Source organism: Aestuariirhabdus sp. LZHN29, from assembly GCF_049985285.1.
Lineage (GTDB): Bacteria > Pseudomonadota > Gammaproteobacteria > Pseudomonadales > Aestuariirhabdaceae > Aestuariirhabdus.
Window position 1 is genome coordinate 1,185,166 of sequence record NZ_JBNIEU010000002.1, and the last position, 20,924, is coordinate 1,206,089.

The window sequence follows — 20,924 nt, forward strand, 5'->3', positions numbered from 1 at the left end:
AAGGATGAGTCTCGTAATTGAAGAGGTCAGGGGAACACTCGCAAGGAGTGAGTGGAACGATTATGTTGATCAGCATGATAACGCTACAATTTTTCATCGCTATGAATGGGGCGAGGCGGTAGTCGCTACCTACGGTGGAGAGTACGTTTATATAGTCGCCAGGGAAGATGGGATTATACGAGGCGTGCTTCCCCTGGGAAGAAGCAGAAGCTTACTGTTCGGCGACTACCTGTGCTCGGTACCTTTTGGGGTTTATGGAGGAATTGTCGCCGATAATGAGAAAGTAGCAGAAGAAATCGACAGCTATGCATGCCGTCTTGCAGACGGCATGGGTGTCGATTATCTGGAAGTTAGAAATAGAGTATCTACAGGGTATGACAGACCTGATAGAGATATTTACGTTACATTCCACAAGAATATTTGTAGCGATGCGGAAGAAAACTTTAAATCGATTCCAAGAAAACAAAGAGCAGTTGTTAGAAAGGGAATTAAACTGGGTCTTTCTTTTTCAATATCAAAGGATGTCGACACTTTTTATCGTCTCTATTCTGAAAGCGTCAGGAATCTTGGTACGCCGGTTTTTTCAAAGGATTTGTTTAGGAATATTTTACGTTTTTTTCCCGATAAAAGTTTTATCCTAACCATATTCAATGGCGATACTCCTCTTTGCTCGGTACTCAGCCTTCTTTATAAAAAAGACGTGCTGCCATACTACGGAGGTGGTGGTGGAGCTGCCCGCTCATTACATGGTAATGATTTCATGTATTGGAAGCTAATGGAGTGGGCGTGTAACACAGGGTATACAGGATTCGATTTTGGTCGAAGTAAAGTAGGTACGGGGTCTTGTTCTTTTAAAAAGAACTGGGGGTTTGAATCGACACCGCTGTCTTATGAATACTATCTGGTTCGTAAAAAGGAAGTTCCTGATAAGTCACCCCTTAACCCAAGAATGAAGCCACTTATTGAAGTGTGGAAGCGTATGCCTCTTTCATTCACCAATACCGTAGGACCATACGTATCAAGATCTTTGGGGTAATAAATGGAATCAGTTATTTTTGCGGTCCACCGAATTCCATATCCACCCAACAAAGGTGACAAAATTCGATCATTTCAGATGCTCAAGGCGTTGAGCAAAAGGTTTCGCGTAAAGCTCTTCTGTTATGTCGATGATTACCGTGATCTTGAGTATACGGACCGACTTTCCGAGTATACCGATGAGGTCTATTTTGAGCTGCTGCCCCGTTGGAAGGTTTTTTTACGCGCGGTTAAAGCATTTATTCTGCACCAGTCAATCACAGAAGCTGTGTATTTTTCGAATAGCATGATGTCGGCTATTAATCATTCAATTGAAACTAATAATATACGCTCGGTTATTGCCTTCTCTTCGTCTATGGGTCAGTACCTACCGTATGGAAGTAACGATAGGTTTCAAACGTTTATAGATTATGTCGATGTTGACTCCTTAAAGTGGCGCGATTACGGGAAAAGGGCAAGTATTCCAATGCGGTGGGTTTATAAACGCGAGGCTAAGCTGCTTGGGGATCTAGAAAATACTTTGCACAAGCGCGCCACTATAGGATCATTTGTGACGGATGCTGAGCGAGAGCTATTTTACTCCGAGTTAGGCATACGGCCACAGTCTTTAAAAGTGATTGGGAATGGAGTTGATATCAACTTTTTCGACCCTGAGGGTAACTATCCATCACCCTACAAAGCGCTAGGTATAAGCGATGTGGACGCAATCTGTTTCGTCGGTGCAATGGATTATTATGCGAATGAAGACGCTGTAATCTGGTTTATGAAGGACGTGCTTCCACTGATTCTAAAGAAACGGCCTGAGTGCTGTTTTTTGGTGGTTGGAAGAGATCCAAGCGACCGGCTTAGGCGTTTGGCAATTTCCACACCCGGTGTTCTAGTAACGGGTGCAGTGGCCGATGTCAGGCCCTACCTCAAGTATTGTGCATTGGTTGTAGCTCCTCTACGGATTGCAAGAGGGATGCAGAACAAGGTGCTTGAAGCGTTGGCGATGAATAAGCAGGTCCTTGCAACAACCGTGGCTGCGGAAGGCGTGGATATTGACGGTGATGCCAACTGCCTGCATTCCTGTGCGTCCTCCGGTGAGATGGCGGAAGCGGCCTTGCTTTATCTATCTCAGGGGACTGTCGGTGTTGAAGCACGCAAACAGGTGGTGAAACATTATGCATGGGCCCCCCAGATGGAGAAGTTTCTGGATTTGGTGAAATGTTAGGGTTTGGCCGGCATCCATGGGCTAGCGCGGTATCGATATACGGCTCAGGCCTTATTGTCATAGCGGTTGGCTACATGGAAACGATAGCCGAAATGGTTTCAATCTGGAATCGATCCGGTACATTTAACCACTGTTTTATTATTCTTCCCATTTCACTATTTTTGATCTACAGGAAAAAATCCCAACTTAGAGCTCTTTCTCCTCGACCGTCGGCTATTGGGTTCTCGATTTTGGCGCTTTTGGTTCTTGTTTGGACCATATCTTCCATCGTAGAGGTTCAGGTTTTACAGCAGTTCTCCGTTGTCATGATGCTGTCTGCACTGTGCCTTGCTGTAATGGGATGGGCGGTTGTTAAAACAATACTCTTTCCCCTTGGTTACACTCTATTTATGGTTCCTTTTGGTGAGTTTCTAATTGAGCCAATGATGAATCTAACCGCATCGTTCACCGTCACAACCATTGCGGCGCTGGGAATTCCGATATTTGTCGAAGGCCTCTTTTTTGAGCTTCCGACAGGACGTTGGTCAGTCGTCGAAGGGTGCTCCGGGGTTCGATACCTGATTGCCTCGGTGGCCCTTGGAACCCTATATGCTTACCTCAACTACCATTCATATAAAAAACGTGTGACATTCGTTCTTGCGTCTATAGCGCTACCTATTGTGGGTAATTGGTTAAGGGCGTCCGGAATTGTCATGTTGGGGCATTTTAGTGGAATGAGGCTGGCGGTAGGAGTCGATCACCTTCTCTATGGGTGGGTGTTCTTTGGAATATTAATGTTGCTTCTTTTCGCTGTCGGGAGCCGGTGGCGAGATTCCGAAGAAGAGGTTTTCATTGGTCAGGTAGGTGGCTCAAATTATCCTTTAGTGAGCGGGTTGGCAGTACCTATTATGTTGCTTGCGATTGTAACTTGGTCTGGTTCGTCAACGGAACGCGATGCATTTTCAGGCCGCATTGATTTGAGAGCGAATTATCAGGGGGCGGTGCTGGATGTGGATACACGTCACCCCCCGTTTGAGCCAAATTTTCAAAGAGCTGATGCCGTTGCTAGTTTCAGTGTAAAGACACAGTTGTTAACGGGCCAGTTACTCGCTTATTGGTACGGATATAGTCCGGACTCCCTAAAACTGGTTACATCTACAAACCGCGTGGTGGCACAAAAAGATCCTCGCTGGCGATCTATACCAACTGCTGAGAAAGGTGACAGTTGTCCATTGAATAACCTGTCAATCGTTGAATCAAACACTGAGCGTTACTATGTTGTGTCCTGGTACCTTATTGATGGAGCGCCGGTTTGTAACCCGGTAACCGCGAAACTAAAGCAGCTGTTGTCCCGTCTTGGGGGCGCTAAGGAGCAGGGTGGGCACGTAGTTCTGGTGATGGATGCCAGTAAAGTAGAAATAGACCTTCAGGCACTGGCTGACCTCGTCAGCGGATTGACTCTTGACGGGGTTATGTATGCGAACTGAATCGGCAAACCCCGAGGTTGTAGTGCATATTATCTATCGCTTGGCTACAGGCGGGCTGGAAAATGGTCTGGTCAATATTATAAAGCAGACTCAGGGCGCGAGGTTCAAGCATGTAGTGATCGTCTTGTCGACGGCCGATGATTTTCAGCATCGGCTTCCAGCAGAGGTTCCTGTTATCGTTCTCAATAAATCAAACGGTAATGATTTCTCACTCTACTGGAAAATATACCGGTTAATCGGCCAGCATAGGCCCACGGTTTTCCATACCAGAAACCTGTCTTGTATTGAATATCAGGTTATCGCATTTGTGTTAAGAGTTCCCAGAAGAGTCCATAGCGATCATGGTTGGGATGTCGAGGATCCTCAAGGAGAGGCGCTAAAACCTGCATTGATACGCAGGATTTTCTCTAGCTTTTCATCCCATTACGTTGTCTTATCAAAGCAAGCCCAGGAGTATGCTTTGTCGCGCGTAAAAGTTCCTCCCAACAAACTTTTTCGTATTTGTAATGGAGTGGATTCCAGCCGGTTTCGTCCCGTTTCTTCGCCCGGTGGACGAATTAAAAAGAGATTTGTCATCGGGACAGTTTCCAGACTTGAGCCCATTAAAGGGGTGATATCCATCATTATGATCGCAAGCCTACTTCGCGATAATTGCAAAGGGTCCGAAATTCGCTACGAATTTGTGATCGTTGGTGATGGTGCCCTGAGGTCGGAACTTGAGCGTTTGGTTGTTAGCCTTAGCCTGACGCAATGGGTTTCTTTTACTGGCGAGTCCTCGGAACCTGCTGATTGGTACCCTAAGTTCGATATTTTTCTCCTCACCTCCAATGCGGAGGGCATTTCAAATACGGTGTTAGAGGCCATGGCCTGCGGGTTGCCTATTATTGCGACCGATGTTGGGGGGAATACGGAACTCGTAGAGGAGGGTGTTAATGGTTATCTGTTTTCAGTAGGTGATATCGACGGCATGGCTGGGCAAATAGAGGACTATGCTAATGATAGTGGGAAAAGAACCGATCACGGTAAGAGCAGCCGGGCTCGTGCCCTGGAGTATTTTTCAATCGATGGAATGACTAGCAGTTATACGCAACTCTACAGGGAAGGGGAGTGTCCTCAATGTGCGGTATTTCAGGAGTAGTTAAAAAAACTCGACCGGCCAGGCTCGATATTGATCGCGTCACCCGGATGACGAACCGGCTGCATCATAGGGGCCCGGATGGATCGGGTATTTTTCATAATGAAAACATCGTTTTTGGTCATAGACGCCTATCGATTCTGGATCTGGAAAATGGGGCTCAACCTCTAGTCAGTGATGATGATAATTTTGTACTTACCTACAATGGAGAGATCTACAATTATCGCGAGCTTCGCCATGAATTGATTGAGTTGGGTTGTCAGTTTCATAGTGACTGCGATACTGAGGTTCTGCTTAGGGCGTGGCAACAGTGGAGTGTGGATTCCATATCACGCTTTAGGGGTATGTTTTCCTTTGCGGTATGGGACAGAACCCAGGGAACTTGTTATCTCGTAAGGGACCGCCTGGGAATTAAACCTCTGTATTACTCTGTTGGTGAGAATGATGAGTTGTTTTTTGGGTCGGAGCTCAAGGCATTACTTGAATACGGTTTAGTTGAAAAAAAGCTCGACCTGACAGCAATAGATGATTATTTCGCCCTGGGATACGTACCTGAACCCAAATGCATCTATAGTGGAGTTTTTAAGTTACGACCCGGTCATTTTGTCGAGTTCAAAGCAAAGGAAAAGTCATTACGAGAGGTCCGCTATTGGGGCCTTGAAAGAGAAGATGACTGCAAAGACAACGCTGAAGCGGCGCAAGAATTAAAATCCAAGCTAGCGGAGGCGGTTGAGCTCCGCCTTGTATCAGACGTCCCGATTGGTGCATTTCTATCGGGTGGAGTAGATTCCAGTAGTGTGGCTACGCTGATGGCACAGCGCAGTAGTGACGCCATTAATACCTGTTCAATCGGATTCTCCGAGGCAGACTTTGATGAGAGTGAGTATGCAGTAGGTGTTGCGAGCAAGATTGGATCCCGTCATATTTCACGTAAAGTAACGTTGCTTGATACGAGCTTGGTAGATCGCTTGGCAGACACTTACGATGAACCTTTTGCTGACAGTTCTGCGTTGCCAACCTATCGTCTCTGTGCGCTTGCTCGTGAAAAGGTTACGGTAGCATTATCGGGTGACGGTGGGGATGAGCTTTTTGGTGGCTATACCCGTTATAAGTGGCACCTCAACGAAGAGCGTTTTAGGCGTTTGATGCCGGATAGTATCAGGTGTCCCCTGTTTTCCCTGGCTGCAAAAATCTATCCCAGAATGAGTTTTGCACCTAAGTGGCTTCGACTTAAATCCACATTCGCTGCCTTGGGCCGCGATTCTATTAGCGCCTATTTCAATAACATTGCCATCATTCCAGATGAGCAGCGTAGTAAATTGTACAGCGCACAGATGCGCAATGAACTTCGAGATTATCGTTCCAGCGACCTGTTTAAAAACTATGCCAGAGAGTCTGGGAGTAAAGATCCACTTTGGATGGTTCAGTACATTGACCTGAAAACCTACCTTCCTGGGGACATTCTCACAAAGGTTGATCGAGCTAGTATGGCTCATGGCCTGGAGGTTAGAGTTCCAATTCTCGATCATCATCTTGTTGAATGGGGAGCTGACCTGGCTGAGGACTTCAGGGTCAGGGAGGGTGAAGGAAAGTGGATACTTAAAAAATCCATGGAACAGGACGTTTCTGATGAAGTGCTGTATCGAAAAAAAATGGGTTTTGGTGTCCCGGTGTCCCAATGGTTCAGGCAGGAATTAAGACCCCAGGTTGAAGCGTTAGTTGATAGCCCCTATCTGAGTCGGTTGGATCTTTTCGATAGTAGACAATTGCAAGCTCTGGTTCGAAATCATCTTACCGGGTTACATGATAACGGGGCCGCTCTTTGGAGCCTGTTAATGTTTGAGGCTTTCTTACGGGTGGTTCACTTTGCAGGAGATGACGATTGAAAATCCTGCACATATTCGACCACTCCCTTCCTCTTCATAGCGGATATACGTTTCGTAGTCGGTCTTTGATAAAAAACCAACGTTTGTTGGGTTTTAACACCTGCCATCTTACTGGCCCTAAGCAGGGTATTCATGCGGACCCGGGTAGCGGGCAACAGGAGGAAGTTGGCGGGCTTGTATTTTATCGATCACCCACGCCACCAGTGTGGATTTCCAACAATCGGGTGTTGCAACAGCTGCATGTTATCTACTGGTTAATTATTAGGACTTATCAGGTTTCACGGAAGGAAAAACCTGATCTATTGCATGCTCACTCACCCTCGTTGAATGGTTTTTGCGCAGTTGTTGTAGGAAAAATTCTCAACATTCCAGTGGTTTATGAGATTAGGGCTTTCTGGGAAGATGCCGCAGTGGATCACGGGAACACCCTTGAAGGGAGTTTCCGTTACCGATTAAGTCAAAAGTTTGAAGAGTGGGTTGTCAGGCGAGCGGGAGGTGTTGTAACGATATGCGATGGTTTGATGTCTGATCTGGGGAAGCGTACGACTCTTCCAAGCTGCACCGCAATAGTTCCTAACGCGGTGGATGTTGATAAATACCCCGATCGTACAGATAGTCTAAAAGCGCGTTGGGCTAATGACGATTATGTTCCTGTCATCGGGTTTATTGGTTCATTCTATCGCTATGAGGGGTTGGATATTCTTGTCGAGTCCATGGCTATTCTTCGCGATAGGGGGCTGGGTTTCAAGTTGCTTTTAGTCGGGGGGGGGCCGGAAGAGGGACGTTTGCATGAACTGATAGCACGATTTGAGCTTGGCGACTGCACCGATATGCCTGGTCGGGTCCCACACGAAGAGGTTGACAGGTTTTATGACAACATTGATATGTTGGTATATCCAAGGCGCTCAATGCGGTTAACGGAAACTGTAACCCCCTTAAAACCTCTTGAAGCCATGTCGATGGGGAGAGCTGTCGTCATGTCCGATGTGGGTGGGCATCGGGAGCTTATTCCTGATGGGGTAGGGGTAGCGTTGTTTGAAAGTGGAAGTTCTAGCGAGCTAGCAGAGGCTATCGTTCGTGTTGTCACCCGTTTAAGAGGGGATCCTAAATTAGACTGGCTTTCCAAAGGTCGAGACTATGTTGCAGAACAGAAGAGTTGGTCTGCATCGGTTTCCAACTATCAGTCTCTCTACAAGCAGCTTTTGGAGCGTCAATGAACTCAGTTCCCACACCTAGACTGATTGTGTTTAGTACGCTTTTCCCCAGTGTTATGGAGCCGCTGAAAGGCTGCTTTATTTATCAACGGGTACATCGACTTTACAACGGTAAAGGCGTGGTGGTTGTCTCCCCCCAGCCCTGGTTTCCCTTTCAGCGTCTACTGGGAAGATTATTCAATCATCACCGTAGTGTGAACCCCTACGAGGATCGTTTTGGAGCACTGCAGGTACTTCGGCCCCGCTTCTTTTCTCTTCCCATCGTAGGGAAGTGGCTCGACCCCCTGTTTATGGCGATGGCCTCCTACCGTACAGTCAAGCAACTCTCAAAGGGGAACGGCTGCAGCCTTCTTGATGCTCATTTTGCTTTTCCTGATGGGGTGGCAGCGAGTTATCTAAAGCGCTGGCTCAAGCTGCCACTGGTCATCACGCTTCGGGGCACAGAGATCAAACACTGCACTCATCCGATAAAGCGGCGCCTGATTGGCTCCAGCCTGATACGGGCAGATGCGGTGATTGGTGTTTCCAACTCGTTACTGGATGCGATGAAAACCCAGGGGTTTGGTTTGCCTCACGCCGAGCGCATTGGAAACGGGGTTGATACCAACCAATTCTTTATGAGTCCTGCAACAGGTTCCCGTAGCTCCCTCGGCCTGGATGAAACGGACCCTCTACTGATTACGGTCGGCGGTCTGGTACCGAGAAAGGGGCAGCACCTGATAATTGGGATGCTACCTAATCTACTAAACGACTACCCTAACCTTCATTACCTGATCATTGGAGGATCTTCTGGCGAAGGGGACTACCTGCAGAAATTACGGAGCCAGGCACAGGAGGTGGGAGTCGATTCTCATGTTCATTTTCTTGGAACCCTGTCTCCCGATGAGTTGCGGCCCTGGCTAAATGCCGCCAATCTTTTCGTGCTGCCTACGAGCAATGAAGGCTGGGCCAATGTTATTTTGGAGTCAATGGCCTGTGGTACTCCCGTTGTCGCAACGCAGGTAGGAGGTAATGCTGAGGTTGTTAGCGACCCATCGACGGGGATTATTGTCCCCTACGACCCTGAAAGTATTGAAGCGGGTATCCGTGAGGGGCTTGAACGGCAGTGGGATTCTGATTCGATCGCTTGCTTTGCCAAAAATAATAGTTGGAATGATCGAATTGAACGCCTGGAGGGCTTATACACAGAAGTTTTCCGGTCGCTAGAAAAGGGAACTGAGAGTGCGTGACCTTTTCGTTACTGCGGTAATTGCCCTATCTCTGCTGTTTATTCTGAGGCATCCCTATATAGGTATCCTTGTCTGGAGCTGGTTAGGGTATATGAACCCTCATAAGCTGACCTGGGGGTTTGCAACAACCTTACCATTCGCCCAAATTGTTGCGGTTGTGACCTTGCTTGGGATCTTGATCCATCGTGAAAGAAGCACTATTCCTCGCGACCCCCTCGTTGTAGTGCTGGTTCTCTACGCTCTATGGTTATTGATAACCACCTTGGATGCGCAATACAGCGCCTATGCATGGCCTCAACTGGAGAAGGTTTACAAAATACTCTTTATGACCTTTATTACCCTCTACCTGATTAACAGTAGGAAACGCATCGAATTGTTGGTCGCGGTGATTGCACTTTCAATCGGGTTCTACGGAATAAAGGGCGGTATCTTCACACTGATTACCGGCGGGGGGTTTCGGATAATGGGGCCTCCAGACAGTTTTATCGGAGGGAACAATGAAATTGGATTGGCCCTTATCATGATCGTGCCGTTGTTTCGCTACTTTCAGCTTTCATCAACCTATAGGTTGGTTAGATGGGGGGCAGGAATCGCTATAGGACTTTGTTTGATTTCGATCCTGGGTACCCAGTCAAGAGGAGCTCTGTTGGGATTGGGTGCGATGGCGTTCATGTTGATTATGATGAGCAGGAAACGATTTGTTTTGCTGGTTTCTCTCATCGTTTTGCTACCGGCATTGGTGACGTTTATGCCTGAAAGCTGGCATGAAAGAATGGCCAGTATTGGGAGCTATCAAGAGGATAAGTCGGCTCAAGGCCGTTTCTCAGCATGGAGGTTTGCGTTTGAAGTGGCCAAAGATGAGCCCTTTACCGGGGGAGGATTCGAAGTTTTTGCGGGGCGGACCGATGCCCATAGCATCTATTTCGAAGTGCTTGGAGAGCATGGTTTTATCGGTTTGGCGCTCTTTCTCGCTTTGTTGATTGGAGGCTGGGTTGCGAGTGGGCGAGGGGTTAAGGATAGGTCGGAAAAATGGCGTTCCGATTTGATGGCGATGGTCCGAGTAAGCCTTGTTGGCTACGCAGTATCTGGTGCGTTTTTAGGTCTGGCCTATTTTGATCTCTTCTATCACCTTATTGCTATTATTATCGTTACAAACTCCCTTTCCATAAATGGAATGCGGGCCGGGGAAGAGCCGTTGCTAGTCGGTACGCCAGCGCGAGGACGTGCCGCAAAGGAGACCAGGAGTGAGCCCTAGAATCACAGATTATGCCCGAGATAGAGCTATTGGCCTTATTAAGTCGGGATACAGGAAGCTCAGGAGGGAGCCGGCAGAGCGGGTCATACTCGTAGCGGGCGTGCAGCGTTCAGGTACGAATATGGTCATGGATATATTTGATCGATGCATCGATACAGACGTCTACCATGAAACCGATGAACGAGCGTTTGATAACTATCAGATGTTACCTATCGACAGGATACAAGGGCTGGTTCTTTCCAGTCGCTCGCGCTGTTTCATCATTAAGTGTTTATGCGAACTACAGTCTATTGATACGCTAATGGGCTCCTTTGGCAATGTCAGGGTTGTCTGGGTGGTGCGGCACTACCATGACGTGGTCAACTCGATGCTGGTCTCTTTTAGAAATCAGGCTGAGCAGGTTAAACGTATCATCCGCTACAGAGTGTCCGACGGGTGGCTCTCTGAGGGAATGAGCGATGAGACCTATAACCTGCTTTGTGAAACAGTCGGTGACAAGGAGCTTGACGATGCATCGGCCTCCGCGTTGCAGTGGTACTTTCGGAATATCCTGTTTTTTGAGAAGAATCTTGAAAACCATGAGGACGTTATGTTGGTCCGGTATGAAGATCTTGTTAGAAATCCGTCGATGCAAATGGACCGGTTATACGGCTTCGCTGGGTTGGACGAATCCTATCACTTTAGTAAGGAGATATATTCATCTTCAATTGGTAGGAAGAAACCGCTGGATATACAGTCCGATGTTGAAATTCTTTGTCAGGCTTTATACAACAAATTCGAAACCTACTTCTCTCCCTCGAAGTGAGACGTATATATTGATTTTAATTGGTTAGCCGTTTCGCAGAAATCGGTCAGGCAATCAGCCTTCATTAAGGGGTCCGATTGTAGATTATAGAGAAACCAATGTAGGCCATCTTCAAACGGTTTGGCTACCAAAATCCAGGGGTATTGAATCACGGCACGATCTTTTGCTGCGACTATTTTTTGTAGGCAGTGGTCTGCTAATACGATACGGCCGCTCTGGTGGTCGGGGACATCAAGTAGGAGGTCAATATCAGGGTAAAACAGGTGGTTGACGTCGGCAGAGGGTGGGCGGGTTAGCCACACTCCGGTTTCCAGAAATAGTGCAGAAGCCGCCATATCATCTGTTGGAGAACTGCAGTTTTCCGATGGTTGACTCCTAAGGGGCCTGCTTTGGGTGACAGGTATACCAAGGTGCCTGAATAGACTGGGGAATACTGAAAGGTTGGCGCAGTACGTGTGATCTATTTTTCCGATGTTTTCAGGCGTTTTAATGATGCAAGGCACTCGATTACTGAATAGCCCATCCAGATTGTTTCCTTGGCCCCATGAATCATTTTCAAAAAAATCGATGCCATGGTCAGAATAGATGACGACAGCACAGTCGTCGTAGAGATCGCTTTGCTTTAGCTGGTCGATAATATCACCTACTCGGCGATCAAAGTTGGTGATGCAGCCTTCGTATAGTGAAAGAATCTGGTCCAGGTCAAAGGCTAGCCGGGGATCTTTCTGACTCTTGATTATATCTTCGGGTTCGGTAAGTTTTACCATGCAAAATGGAGACTGAGTTGTTTCCGCTTTGCTGTAAAGGTCATAGTAGGGGGCCTCTGACCCGAATGGCGGGTGGGCAGTTGATAGGAACAGGTTTAAAAGAAAGGGTGACTCCTCCTGACTGTAACGATTAATCGCTTCACAAAATCGATAGGTTGCCTGTTCATTTTGTGGCACACCGGCGGCGAAATGAATCTCCGGGAGCAGGCTTAGTCCGATGCGGCCGGAACTAAAAAGAGAGAGAAACAGGCGGTATTGTTTTGTACCCTGACGCAGTAAGTATCGAATATTCCACTGGTCGGGGGGAGTATTATGTTCGTCAAAACCATAATCATAGCGCGCAAAATCGCTGCCGGCCCAATCACTATAGGTTGCTGTTCGGTACCCCATCCCTTTAAGAAAACGAATCTGGGATTTCAGGTTTACCGTATCTGGGTCGGTAAAGTTATCCCAAAGTTTTGTCTCATTTGGCCACTGAGAGCAAAACAGGGATGCTAAAGAGGGCGCGGTCCGGGCAATTGGGGTGACCATGTTCGTATAACGAACTGCTTGTTTGCCGAGTTGATCCAGGTTGGGAGTGAGAGATGTTCCCTGTGGGGTAAGTTTTCCTAAGTAGTCCTCCCGGAAAGTATCGCAGCCAATCATGATTATGTTCGGCAGGGCATGCGTCTTTCTTTCGGAGGAATCGGTTTTGGAAACGGGTGGTTTTCTTTTGTAACTTACCAGAAGATCTAACTGAAGAAGGATAACCAGGAGGGATGCAATAGAGTAAAAAAAACCATCCGTAAGAAATAGAAGTCTGAGAGCACCAAGAGTTGCGGTAGCAAGTAGTAACCACTCAAGTGTGATAATGAATCTTCTAGGCATCAACTTCCGTAGGCGCAGCCAGTGGCGGCTCTGAATATTGCTATTTATTGCTATAGCCGCCGGATTATTATGGAGGATTGTGCCGACTCTAAGCAAAACCATTCCGCCAGTAACTCCTATCGAAAAGAGCAGAATAGCAACTGTAGAGAGCTGCGTATCACTTAGAGTGCTCAAAAAAATAACGATGGTGGCACTGTAAAAGGCCAGGGCCGATAACAGTAGGCTACTTATCAACCATTGGCGCGCTATTGATAGTATTGCCAATACCCTAAAACGCGACACAATAGCTTTTGAGACCCCGGGTCCTGTTCTGGAATAGGACCTAAGCGATGTAAATAAAATGATGCAGGAACCGACCATACCGGTAAGTCCGATAAGGCCGATAAGTGCAATTAGATCAGGAGCGCTATTCATAAGGAGGGGACTTGTCGCCTCGTCTTTGGTAAAGGCTTATATAGGCTGCTATCTCCCCAGCTGTACTGGAACAGCGCATTAAATAGAAGCGCAATCGGGCCAATGGAATCGGCCACAGCAACTGACAGATATTGAGCGCCATTTTAGTAAACAGGAAGCGGGGTGGTAGCTGGCGGTTGGTGATTTTTATGTAGGCAGCAGAACGGCTGCGGGAATAGGCTTTTTTTAGTAGATAGCCTAGAGTCAGGCGTTTTGAGTCAACCCAGTGGTACTGCAGAGGGGCGGGGTCGTAAAGGATTCGGTAACCCTTGTTAAGAGCGCGTCGTACATAGTCACCGTCCTCTCCACCTCCAAGGTTATGTCCCAGGGGGCCGAGGTATACATTGAAGTCACCCACCTGAGCCGTGACAGCTTTGGCCATTACCAGGTTGCCGCCCCCGGGTAGCCGCTCCTTTGCAGTGATCTCTCTATTTTCCTCCCCAAGATCGTAGTGGGGGATTGGCAGGGGGTAGACCGGGTATTGTTTGTCGTGAATCCACAGGGGTTCATGACCGTCCCAATCGGGAATGATTTTACCGCAGAAAATTTCATAATCAGGGTTCTGCTCTATTACGCGCTCAATATTCCGGAAGAAGCCATTATCGATCCGATGGTCATCATCGATGTAGATTTGATAGTCGCCGGTAAGGTGTTTTATAGCGAGATTCAGTGCATGGGATTTTCCTGCTTTCTCCTCGATGAGCACTCTTAGAGGGAAAGGGTAGCTTGCTGCTAGTTCTTTAACTCGCTCTTCGGTATCGTCCGAGCAATGATTCGCAATCACTGTTACTGAAAGATCTGCATGCAGTGGTTTTTTGGCGGCTGATATAGAGGATAGAGTCTGCGCCAATAACGCGGAACGGTTATGAGTGCAAATAATGACCTCTAGCTGCATTGTGACTGTTCCGTGTCTAGCCCTCTATCCCGATAACCCCGGATCATTCCAATTGTATGGGAGACGTTCATCCATTCCCTTACCGCCGGAGAACGAGCCCGTAGTGAGGCTATGCAGGCGGTAGCAGATTGGTTGATGAGGTTTCTATACAAAAAACGTGGTGCCCCAAATAGATTTTTAGTGTAGCTGGGGTCTCGATAGCGAGCTGTTCGATACCCGGCACGGTGGTGAAGATTTAGAAAATAGGAACGCGTCAGTCGCCACTCCTCAACGAAATGATCTACTGCCATCTCTGGAACATAACCTAGCTTGATGCTCTTGTTTTCCAGAAATTGTCGAAACATGATGCCGTCAGACCCTCCACCGATAACATTTCCTACACGATTAAATTTTTTGTTAAATACCAACTCTTTATTGTGTCGAAAAATGTCCATGCGATATGCAATATTTGCTGTCCATAGGGGATACTGGTCACTTTTTATTTCGAAACTACTGTCACCGTAATCGATGGCAGCGAGAAAGGGGAGCAGGCTATCGGATAGCCATCCTGGCCGTTTTTCGTGGAATGAAATCTGAACCTTGCCGCCAACCACGTCGTAACCACTTTGCAGGGCACGATAAGCAGATTGTATGAGTCCCGTTAGAGGGATTTCATCATCGTCAATGAAGATCATATAGTCTTCATCGATGCACTCTTTTAACGCCCGGTTTCTTGCAGGGACGATACCTTGTTCTGGTTCGGTGACAAAATCAAGGGGATGCCCTGTTTCTCTTTTCAGGGTTGCCAGCACTTCAAGGGTGTTATCGCTACTGTTATTGTTAATAACCAGTATACGGATCGGAATATCACACTCCTGCTCGCGGATCGCTTCGATAAGCTTAGCAAGGTTATCCGCTCTGTTGTAGGTACAAAAACAGAGTGTGATGCGCAGACTCATAGGTGGTTTCCTTGTGAGGAGGGTGGGTTAACCTTGGGTGTGAAAACACTTTTGATTAGATAGCGCAATAGCGCTTTTGCGCTGCTGTTGTTGCTTCCTAGAATGAGCTTTCGTTGAACTCTATTGAGCGTATCCATATTTTCAATTGTCAATCGCTTGATCTGATAGTCCGATAGGCTCGCAGAGACACGCCCTGCCTCGGTGGAGCAGGCGTATAAGAAGCCAGCATCTCTAACGCGTGCCATAACGTCTTTATTATAGCGGCCATAGGGGTAGGCGAGTCCAAATACGGGTTTACCGATCTGGTTTTCGAGTTCGGACTTTGCTGCAACCAGTTGCTCCTGCAGATCATTGGGCTGTATTGCGGTCATATCCTGGTGGTACGCCCCATGGAGCCCGATCTCAACGCCTAAACTAGCGAACCGTTTTATCTCTTTCATGGATAGTAGCGACAAGGCTTCCCTGTTTTTTTGCCAGTCACTATGGGAGCCAATACTGTGATAGACCACGTAAAGGGTAGCGGTGTATCCGTGTTTCAAAACGAGTTCAAGAGCCTTGCTGTTGTTCGCGTAGCCATCATCGAACGTTAGCAATATATCCGCTTTGGAGCGCACTCCTTCATCAGTGAATACCGAGCTTACCGAGAGGTCTGACAGCTTCATCATCGCTAAATGGCTGCGGAATTCATTAAAATCGAGGGACCATAGCCAATCATTATCCGTATCATGAAAAGCATGATACATAAGTGCTGTTTGAGGCAGACTTTTCAGTAGCTGATTTTGAGCTAATGTGATCATGGAATCCTGTGGGTCAGTGATAGCGATGACTCTTCTATTTACCTATATCGTTAAGTTGCAACGCCTGTCTGGAGTCAAGGGGAGCAGGGTTGAATATGGAATAGGTATTCGCTGCCACCGCGTTCCAGGAAAAATCCCTGTGAGCCCGTTGATGTGCATTGTTAGCCAGCTCGCCCCTAAGCTTTTTATCGTTGAGTAACCGAAAAACGCCATCGAAAACGGAATCTACAGAGTCACCATCGCAGTTTAATCCCGTCTCCATATGTCGTACTGCCGATACGACACCACCACTTAATCCGGAAATAGATGCTTTGCCGCAGGCTGCGGCTTCTAGATAGACCATTCCAAATCCCTCCACATCACCATCTACCTCTCTGTTTGGCATCACAAATAGATCACAAGAGCGGTAAAGCGCTGGAAGGTCCTCTTCGTCAACGGCGCCAAGAAGCGTTACGCTGTCAGATAATTTTTTGTTGCTTATCATCGTTTGCAGGTACTGCTCGTCCTCACCGATGCCAGCGATTGCGTAATGCACCTTTACTCCTGCTGCGCGCAGTCGTGCCGTCACCTCGATCATGGTATCGAAACCCTTCCTTCGCGATAGTCGCCCTACCGATACCAGAAGGCACCCTTCGGCGCTGTCGGGCAATCTATTACGTATAGATAGGTCGGAAGGCAAAGCCTGTTCCTGGAACTGTTCAGTTTTAACTCCCGGGTGGATCAATCGAATAGAGCCCTGATCCACACCAAGATCAATGAGTCTCTGCTGGGTAAATTCACTGTTCGCAATGACGATGTCCGTATGCCGGTAGACCCAGCTCATTACTCTGCTTTTTATTGGGGTACGCCAGGTCGTAATCTCTTCACCGTGGGCGTAGATTAAACAGGGTTTGCGAAATAAACGCGCCAGAGATAAAGCCACCAATCCTTCGGGGAGTACACGGCCTGCGTGGTATTGAAGGGGACGATGCCGCCAGGCGATTTTGAATCCGCCCCACAGTAAGCGCCAGTAAAGAATTAGGGACTCGGGTCTTAACCAGCGCACCCGTTCCAGTCGCACTCTATGAATGCTGTTGGGGTGTCTGCGATCTGCTTCTTGAACCTCGGGTGCGGAGGCCGTTAGGATATGAACCGACCCTCCCCCAAGCCGACGGTAGACTTGATCAAACCATACCGCCGTTCCGCCTTTGGTTGGTGCAAACAGCTCGGTAATGACCAGTGCGGAATAGTTATCGGGTTTCATGGTGTTGCCCTTGAGATGACTGTGTCCGTAGGTAAAGTGTCTACCATCATGGGTGGGCCCTGTTCAGCAGGTCTGCTGTTATGTACGCGGTCTACCCATATTCCCAAAGCCATCAAAACCCACGCCAGCTCGCCAAAATAATGGGCATGCTCCCCTGAGTTCAGGCTCAGCACATTGTTCGCAAGGTTGGGAGCAAAAACCCCCAGCTCTGTCAGTGAATCTATGGAGTCGAAAGTTAACCGCTCAAGCGATTTATCCTGTTGTAACCAGTACCCATAGGGAAGCCCGAAACCATGCTTGGATTTGTTGAGTATTTTGCCGGGAAGGAACTCACTCATACTTCGCTTGAACAGGTGACGTAACTCGTGGCGATGGATCTTTAGGTCGGATGGGAGCGATGCCGAAAGATCAACCAGGGCATAATCAAGCATGGGGTAGGCTACGTCGATACCAGCAAGGCTACACATGGTATTAACCTTTACCAGATCGTTGTCACACAGGGTGTATTTCCAGTCGAGGTATAGCATTCGGTTAAGAGCGTTACTGTTTACTTCTTGAAACCGTTCATGCTGTTGCGCTGCCACTTGGGTGGAATTATGGGCCTGCAAAAAATCCTCGGATAACAGGGACCTCAGATCGATGCGTTTAAGAAGGTTATAGCTGTGGAGCCTGTCGGGAAGTGGGATCGAGGCTTGACTGACATAACTTCTGGCTTTTGATATGAGCCGAGCACCCTGGAACGGGAGCGCCGATAGTAATTGCTCTGTACCGCCTCTCAGGTAAGCAGGAAGTCGATTAAAGTGTTCAAACAATAATTGCTTACGATAACGCTCGTTGCCGCCAAAGAGCTCATCCCCTCCATCGCCGGCAAGCAATAACTGCTTACCGTTCTCTCGCGCTAAGGAAGCACAGAAATAGGTGGGTACAACACTGGAGTTTCCAAAAGGTTGTTCGAAGGCTTCCATGATAAAAGGAAGCGTTTTTACGACGTCCCCTGAACTGACTGAATAACTGGTGAGATTGGCCCCGAAATGGCTGGCGGCACACTGGGCATATTCGCTCTCGTCATAGCGTTCAATCGGAAACCCAATTGAATAGGCGTCCTTACCAGCAGTGTAACGACACATCATCCCCGTAATCGTCGAGCTGTCTAGCCCTCCACTTAGAAAGGTCCCGCAGGCGTTATCGTACCTACAGGTGACGGCGCTCTTTAAGGTGTCAAATAGTGCTTCCGAAAGTTGCGTGGGGGTATCGCTTGATTTGGTGAAGTCAGGGAGCCAGTTGGTTCGGGTGGTGAGGGCTCCTGTAATGGGGTTTAAGCTGAGAGTCTGTGCCGCATCGATTCGGAACACTCCCCTGTAGATTGTGGCAGGGGCGGGGATGCAGTGAAAAAACAGGTATTGGTATAGCGCGTCCGGGTCCAGGCTCGCTTTGTTAGCCGATAGTTTCGTAACCCAGCTTAGGCGAGTAGAAAGTGACCAGTAATTTGATTCCCGGCAGTAGTATAGGGGGAGTTGCCCAAAGCGGTCCGCTAACAGGGATACCTCTCCATTGTCCTCTATTTGGATCTCAAGATAGGGGCTTGTGAGGGGGCGCTCCGTGGTCCAGCAAAAGCCTGCCGCTCCCCGCGAATAGATAAAGCCTGATGAGGGCATCGGATTGCCCGCAGCGCTGATTCCAGGCGCTACCACACCGACGGCGTTACCTTCCGGCAGCACACTGAAATGGGTCCATACGCAGGCGGGCAGCGTCTCTGCTCTACCAACGCAGACAAGAAGGTGGCTCTGCTGCATTCCGTTGCTAACTCTTGCTTTTTTTATTGAATATCTGGGTTTTAAGTCTAGAGCATAGGCTCAAACTCTGAGGAGAAAGGCGATCATGTTATATAGTATTTGGCTATTTAAAATAATTTTTTATTCAGTGCTTGTTGTCAGGGGCTGGGGTAGGTTCGTTGATTTGCACTACACTAAAGAGGGCTAAGATCAGGGGAGGTGGGGGAGTTGACTAGAGGCTTTGATTTCATAGGGAAAAAGGCTCACTGCGTATTAGGATTGGTTGGCCTTTTTATTTTTATGATACCGACAAGCACTACGGCAAATCAGGTGCAGGAAGAGGAGTGGGCGTATCTTCCACCCTATTGTTGGGCGCGCCTTAGACCCAGCAATGAACAGGAGGTTAGGCAATGGAAGGATATACTGGGACCTGATTTTGAGCATGTTCATCATTTTTGCTTCGCCCAGGCCTTCATGCGCCGGTCCCTGAGCCCGAGAAAAAACTCGAATAATAAAAACTATGACCTCCAGGTCGCAAAATCCAATCTGGAGTATGTGTTTTCCCATCTTGAAAGCCCGCGCTATGTGTTGCTTCCCGAAATCAATATTCTAATGGGCAAAGTATACGAACGCCTGGGAGAAGGTTTTCTCGCGATCCGTTATTATCAAAAAGCGATCGATATAAAGGCGGATTTCCCACAGGGTTACGCAGTTTTTTCAGATTACTACAAGCGTCAGGGGGATCTGGAGATGGCAAGGGAGTTATTGGTTAAGGGTATGGAACAAAATCCAGATTCAATTATTTTAAAGCGGCGCATCGATCGGCTGAATTCTGGAAGTTAGTCCGCCGGGGCGGCCAAGGCGTCCTTTACAGAAGGTTCCTGTAGGACGGGATCCACCTGAATTATCTATGGATGCTTCCACTGTGCCTGTATTCTATACGTTTCCCATCCGCGTACTTTGCATGTCTGGAATTGAAGGCTCTGTGCGCCGCCTTCCTAGGCTTTTACCAGTAGTTTTTTCTGCAGGGTTACGGGAAAAAGGGAGAAAATAGTGTGACGAAGATCCTTTGTTTTCCATTTTCCCTGTTTTAAAAGGTAGCGAAAAAGTGGACTACTTACATTCAAGTTGCCCCGCCAAAAATTTTCATAGGCTTTGCGCCTGACCCGTTCCCAGGTCCAATTTTCGATCTGCTCACAAGAGAATCTCTTCGCAATGTCGGACCGGCGTTTGAGAAACTCTAGCTGTACTTCAAGGTGAACGATGACCAGCCGAGCTTTTTGGCTGGTGATTTGGCCGTCACCATGAAATCTGTAATACGCAAGAACCTCTGGCACCAACGCGACGGAAATATCCGGAGACGCTCGAAGCCATAAGTCGAAATCCATGCAGCAGGGCAGTTGGGCGTTGAATCCCCCCAGCTCCTTAATCAGTGAAGCCTGAGTTAACGCGGCGTGAATTGGCCAGATATTCTCTCTCATTAGCGCTTCTACCAGACCTTTTTCGCTGTAGTCTGGTGGAACATAACGGGGACATAAGTTCGCCGCTAATCCCGTTCGTTGCCAGCCACAGTAGCTGATTGATGCACCAGTATCCCGGGAGTTTTTCAACATGGTTTGGAGGAAGTGAGGCTCCCACCAATCGTCAGCATCGAGAAAAGCAATATACTCCCCCTTTGCTCTATGCAGGGCTTGGTTGCGAGCCCGAGCTGCCCCGAGATGATCCTGTTGAAGAAGCTTAATGCGAGTATCTACCAGAAAGGGGGCGATCAATTTACAGGTATCATCGTTGGATCCGTCGTCTACAATGATCAACTCCCACTGTGAAAGAGTCTGCTCTTTTACCGATTGAATGCTTTGAGTAATGAATGCGGCAGCGTTATAGCTGGGCATGATCACGGATATATCTATCTTGTCAGCCTCTTTTTCCACAGTCTGATCCTTCAGTCACTGGT

Annotated in this window: 17 protein-coding genes; 10 read left to right on the forward strand and 7 right to left on the reverse strand. The window is 48.0% G+C overall.

Going from position 1 to position 20,924, the window contains the following annotated elements:
• Positions 1-4 precede the first annotated feature (4 nt).
• From ACP3PW_RS12240 to ACP3PW_RS12280, 9 genes are read left to right on the forward strand one after another with little or no spacing between them, the layout of a single operon-like run.
• Positions 5-1,036, forward strand: a complete 1,032-nt coding sequence (locus ACP3PW_RS12240; protein WP_426416981.1) for a FemAB family XrtA/PEP-CTERM system-associated protein — start codon at positions 5-7, stop codon at positions 1,034-1,036.
• Positions 1,037-1,039: 3 nt separating this feature from the next.
• The gene (locus tag ACP3PW_RS12245; RefSeq protein ID WP_426416982.1) at positions 1,040-2,248 is read left to right on the forward strand and encodes a TIGR03087 family PEP-CTERM/XrtA system glycosyltransferase; all 1,209 of its coding nucleotides are present in this window, start codon (positions 1,040-1,042) and stop codon (positions 2,246-2,248) included.
• Positions 2,242-3,714, forward strand: a complete 1,473-nt coding sequence (gene xrtA / locus ACP3PW_RS12250; protein WP_426417044.1) for an exosortase A — start codon at positions 2,242-2,244, stop codon at positions 3,712-3,714. The genes ACP3PW_RS12245 and xrtA overlap by 7 nt, the downstream gene beginning before the upstream one ends.
• Positions 3,704-4,852 (forward strand): glycosyltransferase, encoded by a 1,149-nt coding sequence (locus ACP3PW_RS12255; protein ID WP_426416983.1) that lies wholly within the window; start codon positions 3,704-3,706, stop codon positions 4,850-4,852. The genes xrtA and ACP3PW_RS12255 overlap by 11 nt, the downstream gene beginning before the upstream one ends.
• On the forward strand, positions 4,831-6,735 hold the full coding sequence (locus ACP3PW_RS12260) for an XrtA/PEP-CTERM system amidotransferase (protein ID WP_426416984.1): 1,905 nt from the start codon (positions 4,831-4,833) through the stop codon (positions 6,733-6,735). Before ACP3PW_RS12255 ends, ACP3PW_RS12260 begins: the two co-directional genes overlap by 22 nt.
• Positions 6,732-7,952: a TIGR04063 family PEP-CTERM/XrtA system glycosyltransferase gene (locus ACP3PW_RS12265; RefSeq protein ID WP_426416985.1), complete on the forward strand. Its 1,221-nt coding sequence runs from the start codon at positions 6,732-6,734 to the stop codon at positions 7,950-7,952. The genes ACP3PW_RS12260 and ACP3PW_RS12265 overlap by 4 nt, the downstream gene beginning before the upstream one ends.
• Positions 7,949-9,178, forward strand: a complete 1,230-nt coding sequence (locus ACP3PW_RS12270; protein WP_426416986.1) for a glycosyltransferase — start codon at positions 7,949-7,951, stop codon at positions 9,176-9,178. Before ACP3PW_RS12265 ends, ACP3PW_RS12270 begins: the two co-directional genes overlap by 4 nt.
• On the forward strand, positions 9,171-10,433 hold the full coding sequence (locus ACP3PW_RS12275) for a putative O-glycosylation ligase, exosortase A system-associated (RefSeq protein WP_426416987.1): 1,263 nt from the start codon (positions 9,171-9,173) through the stop codon (positions 10,431-10,433). The genes ACP3PW_RS12270 and ACP3PW_RS12275 overlap by 8 nt, the downstream gene beginning before the upstream one ends.
• Positions 10,423-11,238 carry a sulfotransferase domain-containing protein gene (locus tag ACP3PW_RS12280; RefSeq protein WP_426416988.1) on the forward strand — a complete coding sequence of 272 codons (816 nt, stop codon included), beginning with the start codon at positions 10,423-10,425 and terminating at the stop codon, positions 11,236-11,238. Before ACP3PW_RS12275 ends, ACP3PW_RS12280 begins: the two co-directional genes overlap by 11 nt.
• Here ACP3PW_RS12280 and ACP3PW_RS12285 read toward each other — a convergent pair.
• Genes ACP3PW_RS12285 through ACP3PW_RS12310 form a run of 6 tightly spaced genes read right to left on the reverse strand, consistent with a single transcriptional unit; the run spans position 11,217 to position 18,991 of the window.
• Entirely contained in the window at positions 11,217-13,286 is a 2,070-nt protein-coding gene (locus tag ACP3PW_RS12285; protein WP_426416989.1) for a sulfatase-like hydrolase/transferase, read from the reverse strand. The two genes, ACP3PW_RS12280 and ACP3PW_RS12285, sit on opposite strands and share 22 nt — an antisense overlap.
• Entirely contained in the window at positions 13,279-14,220 is a 942-nt protein-coding gene (locus ACP3PW_RS12290; RefSeq protein ID WP_426416990.1) for a glycosyltransferase, read from the reverse strand. Before ACP3PW_RS12290 ends, ACP3PW_RS12285 begins: the two co-directional genes overlap by 8 nt.
• On the reverse strand, positions 14,211-15,158 hold the full coding sequence (locus ACP3PW_RS12295; RefSeq protein WP_426416991.1) for a glycosyltransferase family 2 protein: 948 nt from the start codon (positions 15,156-15,158) through the stop codon (positions 14,211-14,213). The genes ACP3PW_RS12290 and ACP3PW_RS12295 overlap by 10 nt, the downstream gene beginning before the upstream one ends.
• Positions 15,155-15,955: a polysaccharide deacetylase family protein gene (locus tag ACP3PW_RS12300; protein ID WP_426416992.1), complete on the reverse strand. Its 801-nt coding sequence runs from the start codon at positions 15,953-15,955 to the stop codon at positions 15,155-15,157. The genes ACP3PW_RS12295 and ACP3PW_RS12300 overlap by 4 nt, the downstream gene beginning before the upstream one ends.
• 34 nt (positions 15,956-15,989) lie before the next feature.
• Positions 15,990-17,198 carry a glycosyltransferase family 4 protein gene (locus ACP3PW_RS12305; RefSeq protein WP_426416993.1) on the reverse strand — a complete coding sequence of 403 codons (1,209 nt, stop codon included), beginning with the start codon at positions 17,196-17,198 and terminating at the stop codon, positions 15,990-15,992.
• Positions 17,195-18,991, reverse strand: a complete 1,797-nt coding sequence (locus ACP3PW_RS12310; protein WP_426416994.1) for an asparagine synthetase B family protein — start codon at positions 18,989-18,991, stop codon at positions 17,195-17,197. The genes ACP3PW_RS12305 and ACP3PW_RS12310 overlap by 4 nt, the downstream gene beginning before the upstream one ends.
• A gap of 207 nt (positions 18,992-19,198) precedes the next feature.
• Between ACP3PW_RS12310 and ACP3PW_RS12315 the strand changes: the two genes are divergently transcribed.
• Positions 19,199-19,813, forward strand: a complete 615-nt coding sequence (locus tag ACP3PW_RS12315) for a tetratricopeptide repeat protein (RefSeq protein ID WP_426416995.1) — start codon at positions 19,199-19,201, stop codon at positions 19,811-19,813.
• Positions 19,814-19,968: 155 nt separating this feature from the next.
• Here ACP3PW_RS12315 and ACP3PW_RS12320 read toward each other — a convergent pair whose 3' ends face one another.
• On the reverse strand, positions 19,969-20,901 hold the full coding sequence (locus ACP3PW_RS12320) for a glycosyltransferase family 2 protein (protein WP_426416996.1): 933 nt from the start codon (positions 20,899-20,901) through the stop codon (positions 19,969-19,971).
• Between the last annotated feature and the right edge of the window lie 23 nt (positions 20,902-20,924).

What these genes read in the sequence shown, in the direction of transcription:
- ACP3PW_RS12240 (WP_426416981.1), top strand. Translation starts at nt 5, where the DNA reads ATGAGTCTCGTAATTGAAGAGGTCAGGGGAACACTCGCAAGGAGTGAG.
- ACP3PW_RS12245 (WP_426416982.1), top strand. Translation starts at nt 1,040, where the DNA reads ATGGAATCAGTTATTTTTGCGGTCCACCGAATTCCATATCCACCCAAC.
- xrtA (WP_426417044.1), top strand. Translation starts at nt 2,242, where the DNA reads ATGTTAGGGTTTGGCCGGCATCCATGGGCTAGCGCGGTATCGATATAC.
- ACP3PW_RS12255 (WP_426416983.1), top strand. Translation starts at nt 3,704, where the DNA reads ATGCGAACTGAATCGGCAAACCCCGAGGTTGTAGTGCATATTATCTAT.
- ACP3PW_RS12260 (WP_426416984.1), top strand. Translation starts at nt 4,831, where the DNA reads ATGTGCGGTATTTCAGGAGTAGTTAAAAAAACTCGACCGGCCAGGCTC.
- ACP3PW_RS12270 (WP_426416986.1), top strand. Translation starts at nt 7,949, where the DNA reads ATGAACTCAGTTCCCACACCTAGACTGATTGTGTTTAGTACGCTTTTC.
- ACP3PW_RS12285 (WP_426416989.1), bottom strand. Translation starts at nt 13,286, where the DNA reads ATGAATAGCGCTCCTGATCTAATTGCACTTATCGGCCTTATCGGACTT.
- ACP3PW_RS12290 (WP_426416990.1), bottom strand. Translation starts at nt 14,220, where the DNA reads ATGCAGCTAGAGGTCATTATTTGCACTCATAACCGTTCCGCGTTATTG.
- ACP3PW_RS12295 (WP_426416991.1), bottom strand. Translation starts at nt 15,158, where the DNA reads ATGAGTCTGCGCATCACACTCTGTTTTTGTACCTACAACAGAGCGGAT.
- ACP3PW_RS12300 (WP_426416992.1), bottom strand. Translation starts at nt 15,955, where the DNA reads ATGATCACATTAGCTCAAAATCAGCTACTGAAAAGTCTGCCTCAAACA.
- ACP3PW_RS12305 (WP_426416993.1), bottom strand. Translation starts at nt 17,198, where the DNA reads ATGAAACCCGATAACTATTCCGCACTGGTCATTACCGAGCTGTTTGCA.
- ACP3PW_RS12310 (WP_426416994.1), bottom strand. Translation starts at nt 18,991, where the DNA reads ATGCAGCAGAGCCACCTTCTTGTCTGCGTTGGTAGAGCAGAGACGCTG.